Source organism: Streptomyces sp. Root1304 (assembly GCF_001426405.1).
Taxonomy (GTDB): domain Bacteria; phylum Actinomycetota; class Actinomycetes; order Streptomycetales; family Streptomycetaceae; genus Streptomyces.
The window spans coordinates 20358-42513 of the sequence record NZ_LMEP01000006.1; the positions used below are offsets into that span (position 1 = coordinate 20358).

At 73.4% G+C, this 22156-nt stretch carries 16 protein-coding genes; 7 read left to right on the forward strand and 9 right to left on the reverse strand.

Annotated elements, in window-relative coordinates; all coding sequences use genetic code 11:
* Window positions 1-129 precede the first annotated feature (129 nt).
* The 3 genes from ASD33_RS10510 to ASD33_RS10520 are packed head-to-tail and all read right to left on the reverse strand — an operon-like array spanning window position 130 to window position 4021.
* On the reverse strand, window positions 130-2529 hold the full coding sequence (locus tag ASD33_RS10510; RefSeq protein ID WP_056557118.1) for a molybdopterin cofactor-binding domain-containing protein: 2400 nt from the start codon (window positions 2527-2529) through the stop codon (window positions 130-132).
* A gap of 2 nt (window positions 2530-2531) precedes the next feature.
* On the reverse strand, window positions 2532-3128 hold the full coding sequence (locus tag ASD33_RS10515; RefSeq protein WP_056557121.1) for a (2Fe-2S)-binding protein: 597 nt from the start codon (window positions 3126-3128) through the stop codon (window positions 2532-2534).
* Between the two features lie 2 nt (window positions 3129-3130).
* Window positions 3131-4021: a xanthine dehydrogenase family protein subunit M gene (locus tag ASD33_RS10520; protein ID WP_056557124.1), complete on the reverse strand. Its 891-nt coding sequence runs from the start codon at window positions 4019-4021 to the stop codon at window positions 3131-3133.
* Between the two features lie 307 nt (window positions 4022-4328).
* Between ASD33_RS10520 and ASD33_RS10525 the strand changes: the two genes are divergently transcribed.
* Window positions 4329-6026 (forward strand): PucR family transcriptional regulator ligand-binding domain-containing protein, encoded by a 1698-nt coding sequence (locus ASD33_RS10525; protein WP_056557127.1) that lies wholly within the window; start codon window positions 4329-4331, stop codon window positions 6024-6026.
* 291 nt (window positions 6027-6317) lie between these two features.
* Window positions 6318-7103: a hypothetical protein gene (locus ASD33_RS10530; RefSeq protein WP_056557130.1), complete on the forward strand. Its 786-nt coding sequence runs from the start codon at window positions 6318-6320 to the stop codon at window positions 7101-7103.
* A gap of 123 nt (window positions 7104-7226) precedes the next feature.
* On the opposite strand, the gene ASD33_RS10535 is transcribed toward ASD33_RS10530, so the two are convergent.
* Together ASD33_RS10535 and ASD33_RS10540 are read right to left on the reverse strand one after the other, a co-directional pair.
* On the reverse strand, window positions 7227-8915 hold the full coding sequence (locus tag ASD33_RS10535; protein WP_056557133.1) for a hypothetical protein: 1689 nt from the start codon (window positions 8913-8915) through the stop codon (window positions 7227-7229).
* A gap of 65 nt (window positions 8916-8980) precedes the next feature.
* Entirely contained in the window at window positions 8981-9784 is an 804-nt protein-coding gene (locus tag ASD33_RS10540) for a GntR family transcriptional regulator (protein ID WP_056557135.1), read from the reverse strand.
* A gap of 194 nt (window positions 9785-9978) precedes the next feature.
* Here ASD33_RS10540 and ASD33_RS10545 point away from each other — a divergent pair, with 194 nt between their 5' ends.
* Window positions 9979-10845, forward strand: coding sequence for a (2Fe-2S)-binding protein (locus tag ASD33_RS10545; RefSeq protein ID WP_056557138.1), 867 nt, complete (start codon window positions 9979-9981; stop codon window positions 10843-10845).
* Between the two features lie 204 nt (window positions 10846-11049).
* The gene (locus ASD33_RS10550) at window positions 11050-12177 is read left to right on the forward strand and encodes a DUF2637 domain-containing protein (RefSeq protein WP_056557141.1); all 1128 of its coding nucleotides are present in this window, start codon (window positions 11050-11052) and stop codon (window positions 12175-12177) included.
* 42 nt (window positions 12178-12219) lie between these two features.
* Here ASD33_RS10550 and ASD33_RS10555 read toward each other — a convergent pair whose 3' ends face one another.
* The 4 genes from ASD33_RS10555 to ASD33_RS10570 all read right to left on the reverse strand — a co-directional run bounded on the left by ASD33_RS10555 (window position 12220) and on the right by ASD33_RS10570 (window position 19837).
* Window positions 12220-12624, reverse strand: coding sequence for an ATP-binding protein (locus ASD33_RS10555; protein ID WP_056557144.1), 405 nt, complete (start codon window positions 12622-12624; stop codon window positions 12220-12222).
* A 70-nt stretch (window positions 12625-12694) separates the two neighbouring features.
* Complete coding sequence (locus ASD33_RS10560) at window positions 12695-14437, reverse strand: pyruvate dehydrogenase (protein WP_056557148.1); 1743 nt, start codon at window positions 14435-14437, stop codon at window positions 12695-12697.
* Window positions 14438-14464: 27 nt separating this feature from the next.
* Window positions 14465-15952: a protein phosphatase 2C domain-containing protein gene (locus ASD33_RS10565; protein ID WP_056557151.1), complete on the reverse strand. Its 1488-nt coding sequence runs from the start codon at window positions 15950-15952 to the stop codon at window positions 14465-14467.
* Window positions 15953-16075: 123 nt separating this feature from the next.
* A complete protein-coding gene (locus tag ASD33_RS10570; RefSeq protein WP_056557154.1) occupies window positions 16076-19837 on the reverse strand; it encodes a S8 family serine peptidase in 3762 nt (1253 codons plus the stop codon).
* A 233-nt stretch (window positions 19838-20070) separates the two neighbouring features.
* Here ASD33_RS10570 and ASD33_RS10575 point away from each other — a divergent pair, with 233 nt between their 5' ends.
* The 3 genes from ASD33_RS10575 to ASD33_RS10585 all read left to right on the forward strand — a co-directional run bounded on the left by ASD33_RS10575 (window position 20071) and on the right by ASD33_RS10585 (window position 22106).
* The gene (locus tag ASD33_RS10575) at window positions 20071-21054 is read left to right on the forward strand and encodes a LuxR family transcriptional regulator (protein ID WP_056557157.1); all 984 of its coding nucleotides are present in this window, start codon (window positions 20071-20073) and stop codon (window positions 21052-21054) included.
* A 69-nt stretch (window positions 21055-21123) separates the two neighbouring features.
* A complete protein-coding gene (locus tag ASD33_RS10580; protein WP_056557160.1) occupies window positions 21124-21558 on the forward strand; it encodes a hypothetical protein in 435 nt (144 codons plus the stop codon).
* A gap of 65 nt (window positions 21559-21623) precedes the next feature.
* Complete coding sequence (locus tag ASD33_RS10585) at window positions 21624-22106, forward strand: DUF456 domain-containing protein (RefSeq protein ID WP_056557163.1); 483 nt, start codon at window positions 21624-21626, stop codon at window positions 22104-22106.
* The last annotated feature ends 50 nt before the right edge of the window (window positions 22107-22156 follow it).

Below are 22156 nucleotides of genomic sequence, written 5' to 3' on the forward strand. Positions count from 1 at the left end.
GTACTGCCGTGGTGCGGTACTTCGGTGGGACGGAGTACCGCGGTGACGCGGGTACTGCCGTGGGGGGCTCCGGGCGGTGCGGGCGGGAAGTGTGACGTTCCTCGGGAGGCACGGACCGCCCGGAGAGTCCTACAGGGTGCCGGTGAGCGCCTCGGGGCGTACCGGCGTCTTGTTGAGCTCCAGGCCCGTCGCCGCCCGGATCGCCGCGAGGACGGCCGGGGTGGACGAGAGGGTCGGAGCCTCTCCGATGCCCCGGACGCCGTACGGCGCGTTGGGGTCGGCCAGCTCGAGGTAGTCGACCGGGATGGTCGGCGTGTCGAGGATGGTCGGGATGAGGTAGTCCGTGAAGGAGGGGTTGCGCACCTTCGCGGTCTTCGGGTCGACGATGATCTCCTCCATCACCGCGACGCCCAGGCCCTGGGTGGTGCCACCCTGGATCTGGCCGACGACGGAGAGGGGATTGACCGCCTTGCCGACGTCCTGGGCGCAGGCCAGCTCGATCACCTTGACGAGGCCGAGCTCGGTGTCGACCTCCACCACCGCGCGGTGCGCGGCGAAGGCGTACTGGACGTGGCCGTCGCCCTGACCGGTGACGAGGTCGAAGGCCTGGGTCGGGCGGTGCCGCCACTCCTCCTCGACCTCCACCGCCCGGTCCTCCAGGACGTCGGCGATGGTGGCGAGGGCCTCGCCGCCGTCGGTGACGACCTTGCCGCCCTCCAGGAGGAGTTCGGCGTTGGCCCAGGCCGGGTGGTACGAGCCGAACTTGCGCCGGCCGATCTCCAGGACCTCCTCGCGGACGATCTCGCAGGAGTTCTTGATGGCGCCGCCGGTCATGTACGTCTGACGGCCCGCGGAGGTCGAACCGGCCGAGCCCACCTGCGTGTCCGCGGGGTGGATGGTGACCTGCTGGACACCGAGCTCGGTACGGGCGATCTGCGCGTGGATCGTGACGCCGCCCTGGCCGACCTCGGCCATGGCGGTGTGGACCGTGGCGACGGCCTCGCCGTTGATGACCTCGATGCGGATCTTCGCGGTCGAGTAGTCGTCGAAGCCCTCGGAGAAGCCGACGTTCTTGATGCCGACGGCGTAGCCGACGCCCCGCACGACACCCTCGCCGTGCGTGGTGTTGGACAGGCCGCCCGGCAGCGCGCGGACGTCCGCGCTCTCGCCGGCGGTCTCCCACTGGCGCTCCGGCGGCATGGGGCGGGCCTTGACCCGGCGCAGCAGCTCGGCGACCGGGGCCGGCGAGTCCACGACCTGGCCGGTCGGCATGATCGTGCCCTGCTCCATGGCGTTGAGCTGGCGCAGTTCCACCGGGTCCATGCCCAGCTTCGCCGCGAGCTTGTCCATCTGGGCCTCGTAGGCGAAGCAGGCCTGGACCGCGCCGAAGCCGCGCATCGCGCCACAGGGCGGGTTGTTGGTGTAGAGGCCGATCGCCTCGATCTCGACGTCCTCGATGATGTACGGGCCGACCGAGAGCGACGAGGCGTTGCCGACGACGGAGGCCGTGGACGAGGCGTACGCGCCGCCGTCGAGCACGATCTTGCACTTCATGTGCGTGAGCTTGCCGTCCTTGGTGGCGCCGTGCTCGTACCAGAGCTTCGCCGGGTGCCGGTGGACGTGGCCGAAGAAGGACTCGTACCGGTTGTAGACCATCTTGACCGGCTTGCCGGTGCGCAGCGCGAGGATGGACGCGAGGATCTGCATGGAGATGTCCTCGCGGCCGCCGAAGGCGCCGCCGACACCGGCCATCGTCATCCGGACCTTCTCCTCGGGCAGGCCGAGGCAGGGCGCGATCTGCTTGAGGTCCGAGTGCAGCCACTGGGTGGCGACGTACAGGTCGACGCCGCCGTCCTCGGCCGGTACGGCGAGGCCGGACTCCGGGCCGAGGAAGGCCTGGTCCTGCATGCCGAAGGTGTACTCGCCGGTCACGATGACGTCGGCGCGCTTCGCGGCCTCGGCGGCGTTGCCTCGGATGATCGGCTGGCGGTGCACGATGTTCGGGTGCGGGACGTGACCGGAGTGGTGGTCGTCGCGGCCCTCGTGGACCAGGATCGCGTCCGGAGCGGTGGCCGAGGCCTCGTCCGTGATGACCGGGAGCTCCCGGTACTCGATCTTGATCTTGGCGGCGGCGCGGCGGGCGGTCTCCGGGTGGTCGGCGGCCACGAGGGCGACCGGCTCACCGTGGTGACGGACCTTGCCGTACGCGAGGACCGGGGTGTCCTGGAACTCCATGCCGTAGTTCTTCGCGGCCGGCAGGTCCTCGTGGGTCAGGACGGCGTAGACGCCGTCCATGGCGAGGGCCTCGGAGGTGTCGATGGACACCAGCTCGGCGTGCGCGACGGTGGAGCGCAGGATCTGGCCCCAGAGCATGTCCTCGTGCCACATGTCCGAGGAGTACGCGAACTCGCCGGTGACCTTGAGGGTGCCGTCCGGCCGGAGCGTGGACTCGCCGATGCCGCCCTTGACGTGGTTCTGGGTGACGTCGGTGGGCGTGCCCACCGGAGTCGTGCGTGTGTTCTGAGCCATCGTCAGACCGCCTCTCCCTGACGCTCCTGGCGAGCGGCCGCGAGGCGGACCGCGTCGAGGATCTTCTCGTATCCGGTGCAGCGGCAGAGGTTGCCGGAGAGCGCCTCGCGGATGTCCGCGTCCGTCGGGGACGGGTTGCGCTCCAGCATCTCGTCGGCCGCGACCAGCAGGCCGGGGGTGCAGAAGCCGCACTGCACGGCGCCGGCGTCGATGAACGCCTGCTGGATCGGAGAGAGTTCGACGCCCTCGCCGGTCTGGGAGTCCTGACCGGGCTTGGCTTCCCACCTCTTGGCCTGGTCGAGCGAGGTGCCGCAGGTGCCCGAGGCGCAACCGGCGTGCTCCGCGCGGTCCTTGGCGAACTCCGCCAGGCCCTCGACGGTGACGACCTCGCGGCCCTCGACCTGCCCGGCGGCGACCAGGCAGGAGCAGACCGGCACCCCGTCGAGACGGACGGTGCAGGAACCGCACTCGCCCTGCTCGCAGGCGTTCTTGGAGCCGGGCAGACCCAGACGCTCACGCAGAACGTAGAGGAGGGACTCGCCCTCCCAGACGTCGTCGGCTTCCTGCGGACGACCGTTGACCGTGAAATTGACGCGCATGGTTATGCAGCTCCCTCAAGCGTGCGGCCTGCGCCGCGGTACTGCTCCCAGGTCCAGCCGAGCTGGCGGCGGGCCATGATGCCGACGGCGTGGCGGCGGTACTTGGCGGTACCTCGGACGTCGTCGATCGGGTTGGCGGCGGCCGAGCAGAGGTCGGCGAACTGCTTCGCGACCGACGGGGTGATGATCTTGCCGTTGTCCCAGAAGCCGCCCTCCTCCAGAGCCGCGTTCAGGAAGGCCTCGGCCTCCTTGGCGCGGATCGGGGTCGGTGCGGCGGAGCCGATGCCGGTGCGCACGGTCCGGGTCTCCGGGTGCAGGGCCAGGCCGAAGGCGCAGACCGCGATGACCATCGCGTTGCGGGTGCCGACCTTGGAGTACTGCTGGGGGCCGTCCGCCTTCTTGATGTGGACGGTCTTGATGAGCTCGTCGGGCTGGAGCGCGTTGCGCTTCACGCCCGTGTAGAACTCGTCGATCGGGATGAACCGGTTGCCGCGCACCGATTCGACCTCGACCTCGGCGCCCGCGGCGAGCAGCGCCGGGTGGGCGTCGCCGGCGGGCGAGGCGGTGCCGAGGTTGCCCCCGACGCCGCCGCGGTTACGGATCTGCGGGGAGGCGACCGTGTGCGAGGCGAGCGCCAGACCTGGCAGATCGGCGCGGAGGTTCTCCATGATCTGGGTGTACGGAACGGAAGCGCCGAGGCGGACGTTCTCCTCGCCGACCTCCCACTCGCGCAGCAGCTCGACGCGGTTCAGGTCCAGGAGGTACTCGGGCCGCCGGTGGTCGAAATTGATCTCGACCATGACGTCCGTGCCACCCGCGAGGGGCACGGCCGTGGGGTGCTCTGCCTTGGCGGCGAGCGCCTCCTCCCAGCTGGCGGGGCGAAGGAAGTCCATGGTGGCTCTCTTCCAGTGATTCTGGTGATCGGGGGTCGTTCAGCAGGGTTCCGGGGAGACGGCCGGCCCTCGACTTCATGTTCATGTGCTGTTAACGCGGTGTGTGGCCTAGTACACAAGCCCACGCTCGCCCGGGTGCAGTCACCGAAAACATGAAGGAGTTGGCTGGGTCCCGTCGTCGTCTTGTAGATTCGAACGAAAGGCGGGGAACAGTCACCTCGCTGTTTTCCCCTGGAAACGGTGGCACCACTCCACCGTCGACTACGGGACACCCCACCACCCCCAGACTAGGAACGGCGGCGACACGATGCGGCTGCGCGCACTGCTGGAGAACGACGCGCTCGGGCTGCGCCTGCTCGGCGGCGAGGACGAGCTGGACCGCACCGTCCGCGGCGTGATGACGACGGACCTCAAGGACCCCAGCCGGTACCTTTCCGGCGGCGAGCTGGTCCTCACGGGCCTCGCGTGGCTGCGGGAGCCCGCCGACGCCGAGCCCTTCGCCCGCATCCTGGCCTCGGCGGGGGTCGCCGCGCTCGCGGCCGGTGAGGCGGAGCTCGGGGACATCCCCGCCGATCTCGTGGAGGCGTGTTCACGCCATCGGCTGCCGCTGTTCGCGGTGAACGAGTCCGTTGCGTTCGCGACGATCACCGAACACGTTGTTCGACAGGTCTCGGGCGAAAGGGCCGGGGACCTGGCCGCCGTCGTCGACCGGCACCGCAGGCTCATGACCTCGGGCCCCGCGGGCGGCGGCCCGGAGGTCGTCCTCGACCTGCTCGGCTCCGACCTGGACCTGCGGGCCTGGGTCCTCTCCCCCACCGGCCGCCAGATCGCGGGCGCGGGCGAGCCCCTTCCGGCCGCCCTCGCCGCCACCCTGGCCGGTGAGCACCTGGCCGCCACCCGGACCGGGCGGCGGGGCCCGCACCGGATCGTCACGGGCGGAACCACGTACTCCCTCTTCCCGATCCGGAACACCGGCCGGGGCGCGGTCCCGGCCTCCCGGGACGTGCGCGAGACGGTCCTCTCGGACTGGCTGCTCGCCGTGGAGGCGGACGCCGGGGAGTGGCCCGCCGCCCGGCTGGACCTGCTCCAGGGCGTCACGCAACTGATCGCCGTCGAGCGGGACCGGCGCGACGCGGCCCGTACGGTACGCCGCCGGCTGGCCCAGGAGGTCCTGGAGCTGGTGCAGACGGGCGCGGCGCCCGCCGAGATCGCCGCCAGGCTGCGGGTCGCCGCCCCGGTGCTGCTGCCGGGGCTCGGCACGGCCCCGCACTGGCAGGTGGTCGTGGCCCGGGTCGACTGGGAGCAGGAGGCCGGCCAGGGCACCGCGGTGGACTGCGGCCCGGTCGCCCAGGCGCTCCTGGAGGAGATCCTCGTCGACCCCGCGACCGTGGGCGCCGAGTCCGCCGACCGGATCGCCGTGGCGCACAGCGGCGACGAGGCCATCGCCCTGGTCCCGCTGGCCGCCGGCCCACTGCCGGACAGCGAGGACGACGGCCCGGCCCCGGCGCTCGGGCTGCACGCGGACGTGCTCCTCGGTGCCGTACGGGCCCCGCTCACCTCGGGTCTCGCCGACGACGGGCGGCTCACGCTCGGCGTCAGCGCGGCCGTGCACTCGGCGGAGGGCCTGCGCGGGGCCCTGGAGGAGGCCCGGCACGCCCGCCGGGTCGCCGCCGCCCGCCCCGGCCGGGTCTGCGCCGCCGGCCACCACGAGCTGGCCTCGCACGTGCTGCTGCTGCCGTTCGTGCCGGACGACGTCCGCCGCGCCTTCACGGCCCGGCTGCTCGACCCGCTGCGCGACTACGACCGGCGGCACCGGGCGGAGCTGATCCCGACCCTGGAGGCCTTCCTGGACTGCGACGGGTCCTGGACGCGCTGTGCGACCCGCCTCCACCTGCACGTGAACACGCTGCGTTACCGGGTGGGCCGGATCGAACAGCTGACCGGACGCGATCTCTCCCGTCTGGAGGACAAGCTCGACTTCTTCCTCGCCCTGAGGATGAGCTGAGCGAGCCGTCCACGCTTCACCCGTTCGGGCGAGTCCAGCGGAGTGACGTCCGGGCCGGTGGGGGCCCCTCGGCCGCACCGGCCGGGGCGCCTCGCCGGGGCCTGATCACGGGCCCGACGGCGATCTGACGCCCGGTCGGTCACCCCGGGCGGAGTGGCGCCCCGATCCATCGGACTCTTGTGAATTCTTTCACCTGACCCCTTGGCCAGGTACTCCCCTTCGTGCTGAGATGCGGGTCTCACTCAACAGCTCAATGGCGCGCTCGGGGAGGGCAATGTGGCGGATACCGCCATGTCTGGTTCCGAATCAAGGGGCGGCGAAGATCCGTCCCTCGCCTACGGCAAGGAGACTCCCGTGGAGACCGCCATATGGCGGCTCCGCTCCCGGGGTTGCTGGACGGACGCGGCGGCACTGCTCGCCCCGCACGCCGCCGAACCGGCCGCCGCGCTCGAACGGGCGGCGCTGCTCATCGAGCGCTGCCTCTACACCGAGAAGGGCTGGGCCGACGCCGAGGAGGCGCTCCGGACGGCCGAGGCGGTGGCCCGCACCGACGAGGAACGCGGGGCGGCGGCCTGCGAACGCGGCTACCTCGCCTACGCGTCGACGCTGCTCGGGGTGCGCGACCGGGCCGACGAGGCGCGGATGGCGCTCGGCCGGGCGGCCGCGCTGATCGCCCCCGCCGCCGAGGGCCGGCCACTGCTCGACCTGCGGCGCGGGCTCATCGCGCAGAACCTCGGCGACTCCCCGCAGGCGGCCCGTGCCGCGTACCGCAGGGCGCATGCCGGGGCGGTCGCGCAGGGGGACTCGCTGCTGCTCTCCTCCACCTGGCGGCACCTCGCCGGACTCGCCCTGCGGGAGGGCGAGTTGGCGGAGGCCCGGCACGGTTTCGCCGAGTCGCTGCGCATCCGGGAGGAGCTGGGCTTCCTCGTCGGCACGGCCCCGGCGCTCACCGCGCTCGCCACCACGGAGACGGAACCGGAGGCGGGCCGCCTGCGCGCCGAGGCCCGCCGCCTCTTCCGCCTGCTGGGCGGGGTGCCGACCTGGCTCGCGAGCCAGCTCACTCCCCGGACCGCCTGAACCCGGCGGCGCGGCGGGGCGGTTGACGGCCCGCGCTCCGGGAGGCGGTCGGCTGCTCCGCGGGGTCGTCGAAAGCCACGGGAAGCGGCCGGCGGCTCGTCGCCGCGGGAAGCGGCCGGCGCCTCAGTTCCTCGGCACCAGACACACCAGGCTCTCGTCGGTGCCGATGAGCAGGGATCCCGCGCCCGTGACGGCGACCGCGCGGACCGGGGGGCCGGGGCGGAAGGCGAGCGTGCGGCCGCCCTCCGGGCGGCGCAGTTCGACGAGGCCGTCGGCCCAGGCCGCGGCGACCAGCGGTCCGTGCGGGGTCTGCGTCGCGTGCACCGACACCACCGGCGACGGGCGCTCGGCGAGGGGTTCGGGGCGGGGGTCGCGGCCCGGCGTCCAGAGCCGTATCGTCCCGTCGGCGCCGCCGGAACAGACGAACGGGGTCTCGGAGTCCACCGCCGCCACCGCCGTCACCCGGCCGCTGTGCGAGGCCGCCTGGTGCAGACCGCGCAGCCCGAAGGCGTGGACGGAGCCGAGCCGGTCCCCCACCACCACCGAACCCGCGATGGCCGCGAGGGCCGTACCGGGGTGGCGGGCCAGGGTCGCGGAGACGGCCTCCGTGAGGCGCTCCAGATAGGGGGCGCGCGGCGCCGCCCCCCGTACGGTGTGCAGCCTGCCCCGGTCGTCCAGGAGCAGCACCGTGCCGTCGGGCGCGGGCGCGAGGGCCGTGACCCGGCCGGGGACGGTGTGCGCGAGGCTCCCGGCGGGGCTCGCGTCCGCCTCGTGGAGGAGCCGTACGGCGCCGGTGCGGTCGCCGACGAGCAGGGTCCCCTCCAGGGGGCCGCCCGCCGCGCCGAGCACGGTGACCGGACCCGGCCAGGGCGGGGTCAGGTCGCCGCGGTGGCGGGCCCAGCGCAGCCGCCAGGGCGATCCTTCCGCCAACTCGGCCAGGGCGGGGCGCAGTCGGGGGTCCGCGCCGTCGCCGAGCGCGGCGAGGAGCACCGACGCCCGTTCGGCCGGGGGCTGTTCGCGGCAGAGCGACTGTCCGGCGCGCATCCAGGCGGCCCGGAGACCGCCGTGGTCGTCGGCGGCGTTCTCGCCGGGCCGGGCGGGCGCCTCGGGGCCGTCGAGCGTGCCGGGCAGGCCCGCGGCTGCGGCTCCGGCGAGGTAGGCCGTGGTCACGAGGAGCGGATCGGCCACGCAGACCGCGACCGGGTCGGAGAGGTCGGGCAGCGGCCGGGCGGGCCCGGCGGGTGCGTCCGCGACGCGCTCCGGGCCGCCGTCGGGGTCCGGGGCGCCGTCGAGGTCCACGAGGGTGACCCGGCGCTCGGCGCGCAGGACGGCGGGGGCCGGGGTGTCGCTGCGGGCCTCGACCACGAGCCGGACCCGCCCCACCCCCGCGAGCTCGGCGATCAGCCGGGTGAGCGCCTCGGGTTCGGCGGCGGCGTGGAGATCCGTGAGGAGCAGGACTGCCCGGCCGGCGGGCCTGGCCTCGCTGGTCGCGAGGGCGTGCACGAGGTCGCCCGGGGACCTGGCCACGACGCCGAGCCGGTCCGCGATCGTCCAGGTCGCGCCGAGCGCGCTCTGCCCGGCGAGGGGGACGAGCACCCGGGCCGTACGCCTGCGGGGCCGGCCGGAGCGCGGACCGTGCCGGGCGAGCCAGCCGAGCAGGGCCGTCTTGCCGCTGCCGGGGGCGCCGGTGACCAGGCACAGCCGGGGCGCCTCGGGATCGGTGAGCCAGCCGAGCAGGGCCGTGGCCTCGGCTTCCGTACCGGTGACGGGTCGGCGTCCGTCCCAGGCCGGGGACGGGGTCGCGGACGGCATGGGACACCTCACGGGCGACGCGATGACGGGCGGCTGACGTCCACGACCTTAGTCGTCCGGGGCGCTCAGCACTCCGATCCGGTGAAGTGCTCCCGGACCAGCTCCTGCACCACGGTCAGGTCCTGGGCGATCAGGGCGTCCAGGAGGGCCGTGTGCTCGGCGGCGTCGGCGACGAGCATCCCGTGCCGGAGGGTGGGGGCGCTGATCAGGGGCCACTGGGAGCGGCGGTGGAGGTCGTCGGCCACGGCGAGCAGCTGCTCGTTCCCGGCGAGGGAGAGGACGGCCCGGTGGAAGGCGCGGTCGGCCTCGGCGTAGTGGGCGCGGTCGCCGCGGGCGGCGGCGGTCGAGGTCGCCTCGGCGAGCGGCCGGAGCGCGGCCCAGCGGGCGGCGGGGACGGTACGGGCGAGCCGCAGCATGACGGGGACCTCGATGAGCGCGCGGACCTCCGCGAGCTCGGCCAGTTCCCGGGGGGTGCGCTCGGTGACGCGGAAGCCCCGGTTGGGCACGACCTCGACGGCGCCCTCGACGGCGAGGCGCTGCATGGCCTCGCGGACGGGGGTGGCGGAGACGCCGAAGCGCTCGCCGAGGGCGGGGGCGGAGTACACCTCGCCGGGGACGAGCTCGCCGTCGACGAGGGCGGTACGGAGGGCGTCGAGGATCTGCCCGCGCACGGAGTGCCGTACGACGCGGGGCGCGGGGACGGTCGGGGCGGGCGTCGCCGGCCGGTCGTGGGGGTGCTCGCCCCGTACGTGCTCCGCGGGGGCGCCCGCGTGCGCCGTCACGCGGACCTGCTCCGGTACGCGCACGGCGTCGCCGGAGGGCGGGGACGGCCTCTCCGTCGCCCGCTCGCGCGCTGCGCCCTGCTCCACCCGGGTCCTCCTGCGGCCTCGTGCCGGGCCCGGCTCGCGTCGCCCGGGTCCTCTGTGCACCATAGGCGAACGGACCGACTTCCCGGGTGCGAGGGCTGCCCCGCTGGTGGGAGGGGGTCTCCGGTGGTGAGAGGCCACCCCGAATCGGGTAAGGTAAGGCTAACCTGCCAACGCTCGCGATTCGGTGGTCCCCCATGACCGTCCCCGCCCTGTTGCCCACCCCCTCGCCCTCGCCCGTCGCGGCCGCCTACGCCCGGCTCGCCGAGGTCTTCCCCGGCCTGCGGATACGGGAAACCGCCCAGGGCGAGCCCCTCCCGCGCGGCGCGGGCTGGGTCGGCGCGGACCAGCTGGCGGCCGGCGGCCCCGTACTCGACGCCTTCCTCGCCTGGGACGACGCGCAGGTGCTGCGCGACCACGGCACCCGGGCCCGCCCCGACGTGGTCGCGAGCTTCGGGCTCCACCGGTACGCCTGGCCCGCCTGTCTGCTCGTCACCGTCCCCTGGTTCCTGGAGCGCAGGGTCCCCCGGCTGCCCGCCCGGAACGTCTCCTTCCAGCGCGCCCTCGGCCGGATGGCGGTCCGGGTCGAGGAGTTCGCCTGCCTGCCGGACGACCCCGGCGCGACGCTGCCCGGCGCCCGGGTCGTCGCCGACGAGGACGCCCTGCGGGCCGAGGTCCGCACCTCGCTCGCCGAGCACTTCGAGGCGGTCCTCGACGGCTTCGGACCCCGCATGCGGCGCGGCCGCCGGGCCCTGTGGGGCATGGCCACGGACGAGATCGTCGAGGGCCTCTGGTACATCGGCGCCCTGCTCGGCGAGGAGCCGCGGGCGATGGCCGAGCTCGACCTCCTCATGCCGGGCACGGCCAAGCCGTACAAGCCGTACGCGGGTTCCGCCGGCTTCCGCGAGCTGACGGGCTCCCAGGGACCCGACGGCACCCCGCGCGCCACCCGCGACCGGGCGACCTGCTGCTTCTTCTACACGCTGCGCCCCGAGGACACCTGCCTCACCTGTCCGCGCACCTGCGACGCCGAGCGGGTCCGCCGGCTGGCCGCGACCGCCTGAGGCTCCCGAGCGATTACGCCACCCGGACGGGTGGCGTCAATCGAACTCAACCCCCCTCCCCTGCATGGATGTTCGACCAGATCGCACCTATTCGTATGCCCTGGCACCCCGATGGCGTGCTCTTGCCCGGAAACACCGTGAGCGCCCCACGGGGTCGGCCAGTATGGGCCGCCAAACGCCCTACTGCGATGCAAGGGACACCGCATGAGACTGACCGACATATCGCTGGACTGGCTGCTTCCGGGCGGCGTGATGGTGGCCGGAGTCCTGACGGCGGTGGCGGTGCTCGCGCGCGGGAAGCGCGCCGGTGACCAGGCCGCGGCCGAGGACTCCTGGGAACGCAACGAGGAGCGCCGCAGACGCAAGGAGGCCGTGTACGGCACCGCTTCCTACGTCCTCCTCTTCTGCTGCGCCGCCGTCGCCGCGGCGCTCTCCTTCCACGGGCTCGTCGGCTTCGGCCGGCAGAACCTCAACCTCGCCGGGGGCTGGGAGTACCTCGTCCCGTTCGGCCTCGACGGCGCCGCGATGTTCTGCTCGGTGCTCGCGGTCCGCGAGGCCAGCCACGGCGACGCGGCCCTGGGCTCGCGCCTGCTGGTCTGGCTGTTCGCGGGCGCGGCGGCCTGGTTCAACTGGGTGCACGCCCCGCGCGGACTGGGCCACGACGGCGCCCCGCAGTTCTTCGCGGGCATGTCCCTCTCGGCGGCGGTCCTCTTCGACCGGGCCCTGAAGCAGACCCGCAGGGCCGCGCTGCGCGAGCAGGGCCTCGTGCCCCGCCCGCTGCCGCAGATCCGGATCGTCCGGTGGCTGCGGGCGCCCAGGGAGACCTTCGCCGCATGGTCGCTCATGCTGCTCGAAGGCGTACGGACCCTGGACGAGGCCGTCGACGAGGTGCGCGAGGACCGGCGGGAGAAGGAGCAGAACCGCATCCGGCGGCGTGACCAGGTCAAGCTCGACCGGGCGCGGCTCAAGGCGATCAACCGCCAGCACCGGGCCTTCGGGCTCGGCAGGGCCGACGGTCGTCAGGTGGAGGTGGCGGCGCTCAACGCCCCGGCCGGTGCCGGCCCGGGTGCGGGGTCCGGCGGCTCGGGTTCCGGCGGCGGTTCCGGTTCCGCGACGGCGTCCGTCCAGGCCGCCGTCGCGGAACCCGCCATAGCGGATCCCGGGCAACTGCCGCTTCGACCCCGGCCATCCCTCCAGGCCGTCGGGGGACGTGACGTCCAGACGGGCGACTCCCGGACGGTGGACCTCACGGCGGAGGACGACACCCAGACGCTGCCCCGTCTCGACTCCCTGGAGCGCAAGCTCAAGGACCTGGAGCAGCAGTTCGGCTGAGCTTCCCCGCTCATGTCCGCGCCTGGACGGCGGGGCCGCCCCTCAGGCGGCCCCGCCGTCCAGTTCGAACCACACCACCTTGCCCACCACGTGGTCCTCGACGCCCCAGGAGTCGGCCAGGGCCTCGACGAGGACCAGTCCCCTGCCGTGCGTACCGTCGTCGGCGGGCGGTACGTGCGGCGGCGCGAGCCCGGGGACGAAGTCCCGGACCTCGACCCTCAGCTGCTCGGGCACGACCGTCGCGGTCACGACGGCCCCGTGCTCGGTGTGGATCAGGGCGTTGGTCACCAGTTCGCTGGTGAGCAGTTCCGCCACGTCGGAGGCGCCCGGTCCGCCCCACTTCCGCAGCAGCTCACGCAAGGCATGTCGCACCTCCGGCACCGCGGTGAGATCCGCGCATCCCACCTTTCTGAGAAGTTGAGTCGGCTGTCGTGCCTCCCCGGCCATAACCCCCACCCACAGATCGCGTCGAACAGGCTCACGGGGATGCATGCCCCGCCAAATCGTCCGCATTCCCTCAGAGTCGGGGCACGTTGCGCAGGTTGGAGCGCGCCATCTGGACCATCCGGCCCACTCCCCCGTCCAGGACGATCTTGCTGGCGGAGAGGGCGAAGCCGGTCACCATGTCGGCGCTGATCTTCGGCGGGATGGACAGCGCGTTGGGGTCGGTGACGACGTCGACCAGGGCCGGGCCCTTGTGCTTGAAGGCCTCCTTGAGGGCGCCGGCCAGCTGTCGGGGCTTCTCGACGCGGATGCCGTGGGCCCCTGCGGCGCGGGCGATGGCCGCGAAGTCCGGGTTCTTGTTGGTCGTTCCGTACGAGGGGAGTCCGGAGACCAGCATCTCCAGTTCGACCATCCCGAGCGAGGAGTTGTTGAACACCACGACCTTCACCGGCAGGTCGTACTGCACGAGGGTGAGGAAGTCCCCCATCAGCATGGAGAAGCCGCCGTCGCCGGAGAGCGAGACGACCTGCCGGTTCCGGTCGGTGAACTGCGCGCCGATGGCCTGCGGCAGGGCGTTGGCCATCGAGCCGTGGCTGAAGGAGCCGATGATCCTGCGCCGCCCGTTGGGGCTGAGGTAGCGGGCCGCCCAGACGTTGCACATGCCGGTGTCCACCGTGAACACGGCATCGTCGTCGGCGAGTTCGTCGATCACCGAGGCGACGTACTCGGGGTGGATCGGGACGTGCTTCTCGACCTTGCGGGTGTACGCCTTGATCACGCCTTCGAGCGCGTCGGCGTGCTTCTTGAGCATCTTGTCGAGGAACTTGCGGTCGGTCTTGGCGCGGACGCGCGGGACGACGCAGCGCAGCGTCTCGCGGACGTCGCCCCAGACGGCCAGGTCGAGCCGGGAGCGGCGGCCGAGGTGCTCGGGCCGGACGTCCACCTGCACGATCTTCACGTCGTCGGGCAGGAAGGCGTTGTACGGGAAGTCGGTGCCGAGCAGGATCAGCAGATCGCACTCGTGGGTGGCCTCGTAGGCGGCGCCGTAGCCGAGGAGTCCGCTCATGCCGACGTCGTACGGGTTGTCGTACTGGATCCATTCCTTGCCGCGCAGGGCGTGCCCGACCGGGGCCTTGATCCGCTCGGCGAACTGCATGACCTCGGCGTGTGCCCCGGCCGTGCCGCTGCCGCAGAAGAGCGTCACCCGGTCGGCCTCGTCGATCATCCGCACCAGGGCGTCGATCTCGGCGTCGCCCGGGCGGACGGTCGGCCGGGTGGTGACGAGGGCGGTCTCCACCGCCCCCTCCGGGGCCGGCTGGGAGGCGATGTCGCCGGGCAGCGAGACCACGCTGACGCCGCCGCGGCCGACGGCGTGCTGGATCGCCGTGTGGAGCAGCCGGGGCATCTGCTTCGGGTTGGAGATCAGTTCGCTGTAGTGGCTGCACTCGCGGAACAGCTGGTCGGGGTGGGTCTCCTGGAAGTAGCCGAGGCCGATCTCGCTGGAGGGGATGTGCGAGGCGAGGGCCAGCACGGGGGCCATCGAGCGGTGGGCGTCGTACAGACCGTTGATGAGGTGCAGGTTGCCCGGCCCGCAGGAGCCCGCGCAGGCGGCGAGGCCGCCGGTGATCTGGGCCTCGGCGCCCGCGGCGAAGGCCGCGACCTCCTCGTGCCGCACCTGGATCCAGTCGATGTCACGGGTACGGCGGATCGCGTCGACGACCGGGTTGAGGCTGTCACCGACCACGCCGTACAGGCGCCTGACGCCCGCGCGCACGAGGATGTCGACGAACTGTTCCGCCACGTTCTGTTTGGCCATGGCTCCATCAACACACGGCGCGGCCGGTTACGCCTCCCAGACACCCACCCCCGTACGGTCGTCGGCGTAACCGGTCACCCGCAGCTGGGTGTCCGCGAGGAAGGCGGCCAGGCCGGGCGGCTCGGCGCCCGTCCAGCGGGCCGCGAGCTCGCCGGCGAGGGCCGGTTCGCCGCGCATGGGTTCCGCGAGGCCGGACGAGGCGAGCAGCAGGGTGTCGCCGGGGCGGGCGACGGAGGCCCGGAAGCGGAAGGGCTCGGCGGGCGGCGGCACCGGCTCCTCGACGAGCGGTCCCGGGGCGGTGGTGATGCCCAGGTCCATGGTGAGCCGGTCGCCCTCCTCGGTCGCCTCGGCGGCGGAGGAGGCGGGGTCGGTGGGCTCGGGGACGGCGGGCGGCGAACCGAAGCCGACGACCGCGGCGCCGGTGACGGCGGCCGGCTCCGGCAGGAGCGGTTCGAGGTCCTGCCAGGAACCGTCGCGCAGCCGGAACAGACCGCCGGCGCCGATGCCGAAGAACACCCGGGTGCGGCACTCGGGGTCGGCGGGGACGAGCAGACAGCGGAGGGTCGCGGTGTACTCGTCGGCGGCGAGGCCGCGCTCGGCGGCGCGGGCGCGGAGTTTGCCGTACGTACGGTCGGTGAGCCGGTGCAGCCCCGACTTCAGGTCGCCCCGGCGGCCCGATCTGATGTCCTCGGAGAGCCGGGCGTGGCTGCGGCAGACGGCCTCGGCGATCCACCGGCAGGCGTCGGCGGCGGCGAGGTGGGCGTCCTCGGCGGCGCGGGAGCCGGCGGCGACGGCGACGAGGACGAGCGCGGTCTCGTCGTGGCCGAAGCGGGCGGTGAGCAGGGCGTCGCGCCGGGGTTCGCCCCGGTACCGGGCGGAGTCGCCGCGTACGGAGGCGGCGCGCAGGGTGCAGGTGCCGTAGCGGGCGCCGTCGAGCACGGTGTCGGCGACCAGCTCGCCCAGCTCGCCGGGCCGGGCGACGGGCAGGGCGGTCGGCTCGGGCTCGTAGGTCGGCGGCCGGCTCCCGACGAATCCGGTACGGGGGCGGGGCACGGCGACCTGGACGGTGAGGTCCCCGTCTCCGCTTCCGGCGTCGTCTTCCGCTCCGTACGCTCCGGCGCCGGGCTCGGGGGCCTGGCCCTCCTCGTCCGGAGGCGCCGGTTCCGTCAGCGGGACCCTGACCTGGACGGTGGGCGCCTCGACGGGCGGAGGCGGGGGCGGTCCGGGGAAGGTCCGCGGGCCGACCGGCGGGGCTTCCCAGGGTGCCTCCCAGGGCGTGGGCCCGGCCGTGGTCGCACCCGGGGGCGATTCCCGCCCCGGCGCCGGGGCGGCCTTCGCGCCCGGGGGCGCCGTGGGCCCCGGGACCGCCGTCGGGCCCGGACCCGTCTTCGGGTCCGGGCCTCGGGGTGCCGTGGCGAAGTGGTCGTCGAGCGTGTCACCCGAGACCGTCGGGGCCGTGTCCGGCGCCGACTCGTCGTAGAGCTTGTCCCACCAGTTGTCCCCCTGCTGAGTCATGCCCCTATTGTCCACACCGCAGGGCATCCGAAAACGGGACATCAGGAAAACCGTTGCTGCAAATGGGTGGTCCGCCGGGCGGCCCCACCCCCCACGGGAAGGACGCCCGGCGGACCGGCGTGATCAGCGCACGTCGTAGGCGCGGACCACGGTCTGGGTGACGGAGTTGCCGTTGGCGTCCGTCAGTTCGGTCTTCAGGGTGACCGGCTTGCCGGCCGCGCCCGCGTGGTTCACGGTCGCGGTCCACTGTCCGCCCTGCTGGGAGACCCGCGCTTCGGTCCAGGTCGTGCCCCCGTCATAGGAGTACGAGAGCTTCGCCGAGGTGAGCGCTGCGGGGGTGTAGCCCGCGTGACCCGTCGCGGTGAGGCCGATCTGCTGGCCGTCGGTCGCGGCGAGGGTCTTGAGTCCGTCCTCCGGAAGGTCGTACCGGGGGAAGAGAATCGGGATGCCCTGAGAATAGACGCTCTCGTCAAGCTTGGAGGTGAATTTCCACACCGAGTTGACGGAGGTGGAGCGGGCCCACACCCTGCTGCCGATCTTCATGATGTTCTGTTCGAGGGTGTACGTCCCGGCTTCGGCCGGTACCTCGAAGGCACCGAAGGGCCAGCCGTTCTCGCCCAGCACCTCGCCGTCGCGGCTGAGGCGCACGTTGCCGATGTCACCGAAGGAGCCGGCCTCGGCGTGGTGGGTGCTGTCGCCCCACATGGCGGAGGCGAAGCCGATGATGTTGCCCTGCCGCTCGGCCGCGAGAACCGGCTTGCCGGTGGTGTCGCGCGGGGCGGTGGGGGCGATGACGCCGTCGTACCACTTCTCGGTGCGCTTCTCGCCGGGCGTGTACGTGTGGTGCGCGCCCATCATCAGCTCGCCGAACGGGAAGCTGCTGTTGACCATCTGCGACCAGGCGGTGTCACCCGTGGAGTAGTACTCGGTGCGGGTGCCGGGCGCCGGGACGGTCTCCAGGGAGCCGAAGGAGACGGCGACGCCGTTCGGTCGGTGCGCGGCCGGGAAGTCCGTGAAGTCGGTGGTGATGCCGGACGAGCCGTAGCTCGCGTCCGTGCGGCCCAGCTGTCCGTCGCGGACCCGGTAGTTCTTGTCGTCGCGGATCGCGGCGGTCTCGGGGAAGGCGAGGTTGTAGAGGTACGGGCTCTTCGCCGTGGCCTGCCAGGCGAGGGTGACCTCGCCGGCGGTCAGCTTGCCGAGGAGCGCGGTCGCCTCGTCGGCGGGGACGGAGAGGGTCGGCAGTCCCAGTCCGGTGAAGCCACCGCTCGGGTACCAGCGGCCCGGGGCCGAGTGGTACGCGACGACGGCGACGGCGCCGGCGGTCTTGGCGTTGCGGGCGATGGCGCCCGCCGCGGTGGAGTCGTCGGGCAGCCGGACGAGGGCGATACGGCCCTGGACGCCGGCGGCCTTCAGCTCGTCCGGGGTGCCCGTTCCGGCGTCGACGAGCCGGGCGGATCCGGCGCCGTCGAGGTTGTCGGACGCGATGGAGGCGGTCAGCGGGTGGAGCGCCAGGCCGTCGGTGGTGCGCAGCGAGGTGATCTGCGGGGCTCCGGCGCGCCAGTAGCTGCCGAACTCGAAGTCGCCCTCGTCGGCCCGGCCTTCGACCGAGGCGTAGTAGCCGCGGATGGTGCGCGGGCCCGAGGCGGTTCCGGCGTGCAGCCAGAAGTCGTCCCAGGAGCGGGCGAACGCGAGGGTGGCGCCGCGGAGTTCGGAGGTCCGGTCGGTCTTCACCGACAGCTTGTGGGCCTTGCGGGCGTCGAGGACGACGGTGGTGTCCTTCTTCAGTTCCACCTGGGGGCGGCCGAGGTAGCTGAGCGAGTCGTTCAGCGTGGCGCCCTCGCCCGCGTCGGGGGTGGTGACGAAGGAGGAGAGGAAGTAGCTGCCGGGGCGCAGGCGGTAGACCTGGCTGGCGGCGCCCTCGTTGAAGCGGCGCTCCCCGCTGGCGTCGTCGGTGCCGATGACGTCGAGGGAGGAGGCTCCGTCGGCGGGCTTGCCCAGCCGGTCGATCATCTTGACGCGGAGGGTGACCGTCTCGGGCTCGACGTAGAGCGAGAACGGGGTGGAGACGTGGACGCCGCCGGCGGCGGTGGCGAGGACGCGGCCGGTGACGTCACCGTACTGGGCGGCGTCGAGACGGGCGGCGGGGTCGAGGTCCAGCGGGACCCGGACGGTGGCGCCGGCCGGGACCGTGACGGTGCGCTGGCCGAGACGGGCGACCGAACTCCGCACGCGGGAGCCGTCGTTGCCGGTGACCCGCTCGACGGCCAGGTTCAGGGTGACGGGGGCGTCGGAGGTGTTGGTGTACGGGACGGAGACCGTGGTGCGGTCGCTCCTGTCCTGCGGCCAGTTGAAGGTGCCGCCCTGGACGGCGGGGGCGCCGAGGACCGTCTGGTCGATCGCGGCCTTGACGTCGAGGCGGCCGCCGCCGACCTCGCGGACGTCGCCGGGGACGGAGCTGTCGGCGGAGGCGACCAGCGCCGCCTTGATCTGCTGGGCGGTCCAGTCGGGGTGGCGCTGCTTGACGATGGCGGCGGCGCCCGCGACGTGCGGGGTGGCCATCGACGTACCGGACATGGAGCGGTAGGCGTACACGCCCCGGCCGCCGGCCGCGGCGGCGGAGATGCCGACGCCGGGCGCCGCTATCTCGGGCTTGAGGGTGTGGCTGCCGATCGTCGGGCCGCCGCTGGAGAAGTACGCGGTGGAGTCGTCGCGGTCGGTGGCGCCGACGGTGAGCACGCTGGGCGCGCAGCCGGGCGAAGATACCGTGTTGTGGGTCGGCCCGGAGTTGCCGGCGGCGATGACGAACAACGTGCCCTCGTTCTGGGCGAGTTCCTCGGCCGCGACGCTCATCGGGTCGGTGCAGTCGGTGGGTTCGGTGCTGCCGAGGCTCATCGAGACCACGTCGGCGCCCTGGGCGACGGCCCACTCCATGCCGGCGATGATCCAGGAGGTGGCGCCGGAGCCGGAGTCGTTGAGGACCTTGCCGTTGAGGAGGGCCGCGCCGGGCGCGACGCCCTTCTTCTTGCCGCCGCTCGCGGCGCCGGTGCCGCCGACGGTGGAGATGGTGTGGGTGCCGTGGCCCTGGTGGTCGCCGGCGGTCTCGGAGTCGGTGAAGTTCTCCGAGGCGGTGATCCGGCCCTTGAGGTCGGGGTGCTCGGCGTCGGCGCCGGTGTCGAGGACGGCGACCTTGGTTCCGGTGCCGTCGTATCCGGCGGCCCAGGCCTCGGGGGCGTGGACCTGCTTGGTGGAGCGCTCCAGGGTGGCCTTGACCTTGCGGTCGAGCCAGAGCTTGGTGATCCCGGCGGCGGAGCGGGCCGTGGGGGTGTTGACGTCGGCCCAGAAGGTGGCGGCCCGCTTCTTCTCCGTCGTGAGCGCGACGCCGTCGACGGTCCTGAGGACCTGGCCGCGCCGGGCGCCGCGCGGGGCGGCGGGGACGGAGCGGGCGAGGTCGGAGCCGTAGACCGCGATGAGGGGGAGCGTGCCGGTGGAGGCGTCGTCGTAGCCCTGGCGGACGAGTCCGGTGACGTTGAAGAGTTCCTCGTCGACGCGTCCGGCGGCGAGCGCGGTGGTGGCGCCCTCGGGGTAGACGTACAGGTCCTGGCCGGAGCGGCGGGTCTGGACCAGGGGGACGGTGCCGTCCTCGCGGGGCAGGGCCGTGGCGGCCGGGTTGCCCTGGGCGTCGTGGGTGACCACGACGCGGTCGCCGGTGACCAGGGTCACCGTGGCGGCGCGGTCGCCGGCGCGGGCCGAGGCCTCGCTGCCCACCAGTGGTCTCTTGCCGGCCGTACCGTCCTGCGGCTCATTCGCCATGGACGGCGCGACTGCGGTGACGGCCAGGACGACGGCGGTCGCCGCCCCCAGGGCCGTACGCGAAATCGGGCGCATCGCTCTCCCCATCTGATTCCGGATAAAGGGCACAAGGCACCCGTCTCCAGAGGCTGTTGGTGCTGCGGTGGCGCCACATTGGCAGAGGTGAGGGCGGTACAGGGATGATGGGCGAGGCGGGAATACGCCGTGGCCGTTTCCCGCCAGGTCACCAACGGAACGAATGCCTCCGGTGAACGTCCCGGGAAGATCCGGTACGCCCGCCGCAGGTGGGGCGAGGGGTGGGGCAATCCATGCTGGGAGCGATAGGACTCGACGAGCGCCAGGAGTCCGCGTACCGGGCGCTGGTCGCGCTGGGCGCGGCCGAGGTGACCGACCTGGCGCACCGGCTCGCGCTGCCCGAGCACGACACCGAGCGGGCGCTGCGCCGCCTGGAGGCGCAGGGCCTCGCCGCGCAGTCCTCGGCCCGGACCGGACGCTGGGTGGCGGCGCCCCCGGGGGTGGCGCTCGGCGCCCTGCTGACCCAGCAGCGGCACGAGCTGGAGCAGGCGGAGCTGGCGGCCGCGCTGCTCGCCGAGGAGTACCGGGCGGAGGCGGCGGAGGCGGCCGTCCACGACCTGGTGGAGGTGGTGACCGGCGCGAGCGCCGTCACCCACCGCTTCCTCCAGCTCCAGCTGGGCGCGCAGGAGGAGGTCTGCGCCCTGGTGACGGGCAAGCCGATCGCGGTCTCCGGTCTGGAGAACGACGCGGAGGAGCAGGCGGCGGGGCGCGGGGTGCGCTACCGGGTGGTCATCGAGCGCGAGGTCCTGACGCTCCCCTCCGGGCTGCTGGAGCTCTCGGCGGCGCTCGGCCGCGCGGAGAGGATCCGGGTCGCGGACCGGGTGCCGACGAAGCTGGTGGTCGCCGACGGGAACCTGGCGATGGTGCCGCTGACCGGGCGGGGCGTGGAGCCGGCGGCGATCGTGGTGCACGCGAGCGGGCTCCTCGAATCGCTGATGGGGCTCTTCGAGTCGGTGTGGCGGGAGGCGCTGCCGCTGCGGCTCGGGGCGGGTGCGCAGATCACCGAGGACGAGGCGCCCGGCCCTGACGTCATGGACCTGGAGATCCTGTCGCTGCTGCTGGCCGGGATGACGGACGCGAGCGTGGCGAAGCAGCTGGACCTGGGCCTGCGGACGGTGCAGCGGCGGGTCAAGGGCCTGATGGAGCTGACCGGGGTCACGACCCGGCTGCAGCTGGGCTGGCACGCGTACGAGAAGGGGTGGGTGGCGCGCGGCTGAGGCCGGGGGCTGTGGCAGGGTGAGCGCCCGGTTCCCCCTCTCGCGTACGACCCCTCAGGAGCACCACCGATGAACGGAAGGCGCCGCCGCGCCCTGCTGGCCACCGTGACCCCGATGCTGGAGCCCGGGGAGCGGGTGGAGGTGACGACGGTCGTGAACCTCAGCTCCGTCTCGGCGCGCCGCACCGCCGCGTTCGGCGTGGCCTCGGCCGTCCTCAGCGGGGGCGCGATGGCGGTGATCCCGGTGCCGACGCCGATGTACCTGGTGATGACCGACCGCCGCTTCCACGTCTTCCGCGCCGACCCGGTGTTCGCGAAGCCGGTGGAGCACACGATGACCTTCCAGCGGGCCGGCCTGGTCCGTACCGGGATCAGGGAACGGTTCCTGAACTCCTCCTTCGTCGTCTCCTCGCCCCACGACGAGACCTCCCTGAAGATCGTCTTTCCGCTGGTCGGACGCGGGGAGCGCAATCTCGTGGCCGCCGCCCTGCCCGTGGCCGGCTGACCGGCCCGTACTCCGTCCGTCGCCCTTGACCTGCGAGAACGCCCGGATTCCTGCACCCTGGGCAGATGGGTGTGTGGCAGCTCCTGCTGATCGCGACGGTGATGCTGCTCGGACTGTTCGGGGTGCTCACCCCCGGCGTGCCGGGGACGTGGCTGGTGTGGGCCGCGATGCTGTGGTGGTCGCTGCACGAGCGGACGGACCTCGCCTGGCTCATGCTGGCCTCGGCGACGGGTCTGCTGCTGCTCACCCAGGTGGTCGTGTGGCAGCTGCCACCCCGCCGTTTCCGGGGCGTGGGCATCACCCGGCGGATGGTGGCGTACGCCGGGTCGGGCGCGCTCCTGGGATTCGTGCTGATCCCGGTGCTCGGCGCGATCCCGGGGTTCATCGGCGGGATCTACCTCTCGGAGCGGCTCCGGCTCGGCGGCCACGGGCAGGCCGGGGCGGCGACCAGGGCGGTGATGCGGGCGGCGGGCACGAGCGTGCTCGTCGAGCTGTTCGCGTGCCTGCTGATCGTGGGGGCGTGGGCGGGCGCGGTGATCTGGGGCTGACGCGGCCGGGAGGGTCGCGCCGGAAGCGGGTCGTACGCCCTGGGCCCCGT

Coding starts and splice junctions, on each gene's coding strand:
- ASD33_RS10510 (WP_056557118.1), bottom strand. CDS start 2,529: ATGGCTCAGAACACACGCACGACTCCGGTGGGCACGCCCACCGACGTC.
- ASD33_RS10570 (WP_056557154.1), bottom strand. CDS start 19,837: ATGCGCCCGATTTCGCGTACGGCCCTGGGGGCGGCGACCGCCGTCGTC.
- ASD33_RS10545 (WP_056557138.1), top strand. CDS start 9,979: ATGACCGTCCCCGCCCTGTTGCCCACCCCCTCGCCCTCGCCCGTCGCG.
- ASD33_RS10530 (WP_056557130.1), top strand. CDS start 6,318: ATGTCTGGTTCCGAATCAAGGGGCGGCGAAGATCCGTCCCTCGCCTAC.
- ASD33_RS10585 (WP_056557163.1), top strand. CDS start 21,624: ATGGGTGTGTGGCAGCTCCTGCTGATCGCGACGGTGATGCTGCTCGGA.
- ASD33_RS10520 (WP_056557124.1), bottom strand. CDS start 4,021: ATGGACTTCCTTCGCCCCGCCAGCTGGGAGGAGGCGCTCGCCGCCAAG.
- ASD33_RS10560 (WP_056557148.1), bottom strand. CDS start 14,437: ATGGCCAAACAGAACGTGGCGGAACAGTTCGTCGACATCCTCGTGCGC.
- ASD33_RS10580 (WP_056557160.1), top strand. CDS start 21,124: ATGAACGGAAGGCGCCGCCGCGCCCTGCTGGCCACCGTGACCCCGATG.
- ASD33_RS10535 (WP_056557133.1), bottom strand. CDS start 8,915: ATGCCGTCCGCGACCCCGTCCCCGGCCTGGGACGGACGCCGACCCGTC.
- ASD33_RS10525 (WP_056557127.1), top strand. CDS start 4,329: ATGCGGCTGCGCGCACTGCTGGAGAACGACGCGCTCGGGCTGCGCCTG.
- ASD33_RS10550 (WP_056557141.1), top strand. CDS start 11,050: ATGAGACTGACCGACATATCGCTGGACTGGCTGCTTCCGGGCGGCGTG.
- ASD33_RS10555 (WP_056557144.1), bottom strand. CDS start 12,624: ATGGCCGGGGAGGCACGACAGCCGACTCAACTTCTCAGAAAGGTGGGA.
- ASD33_RS10565 (WP_056557151.1), bottom strand. CDS start 15,952: ATGACTCAGCAGGGGGACAACTGGTGGGACAAGCTCTACGACGAGTCG.
- ASD33_RS10515 (WP_056557121.1), bottom strand. CDS start 3,128: ATGCGCGTCAATTTCACGGTCAACGGTCGTCCGCAGGAAGCCGACGAC.
- ASD33_RS10575 (WP_056557157.1), top strand. CDS start 20,071: ATGCTGGGAGCGATAGGACTCGACGAGCGCCAGGAGTCCGCGTACCGG.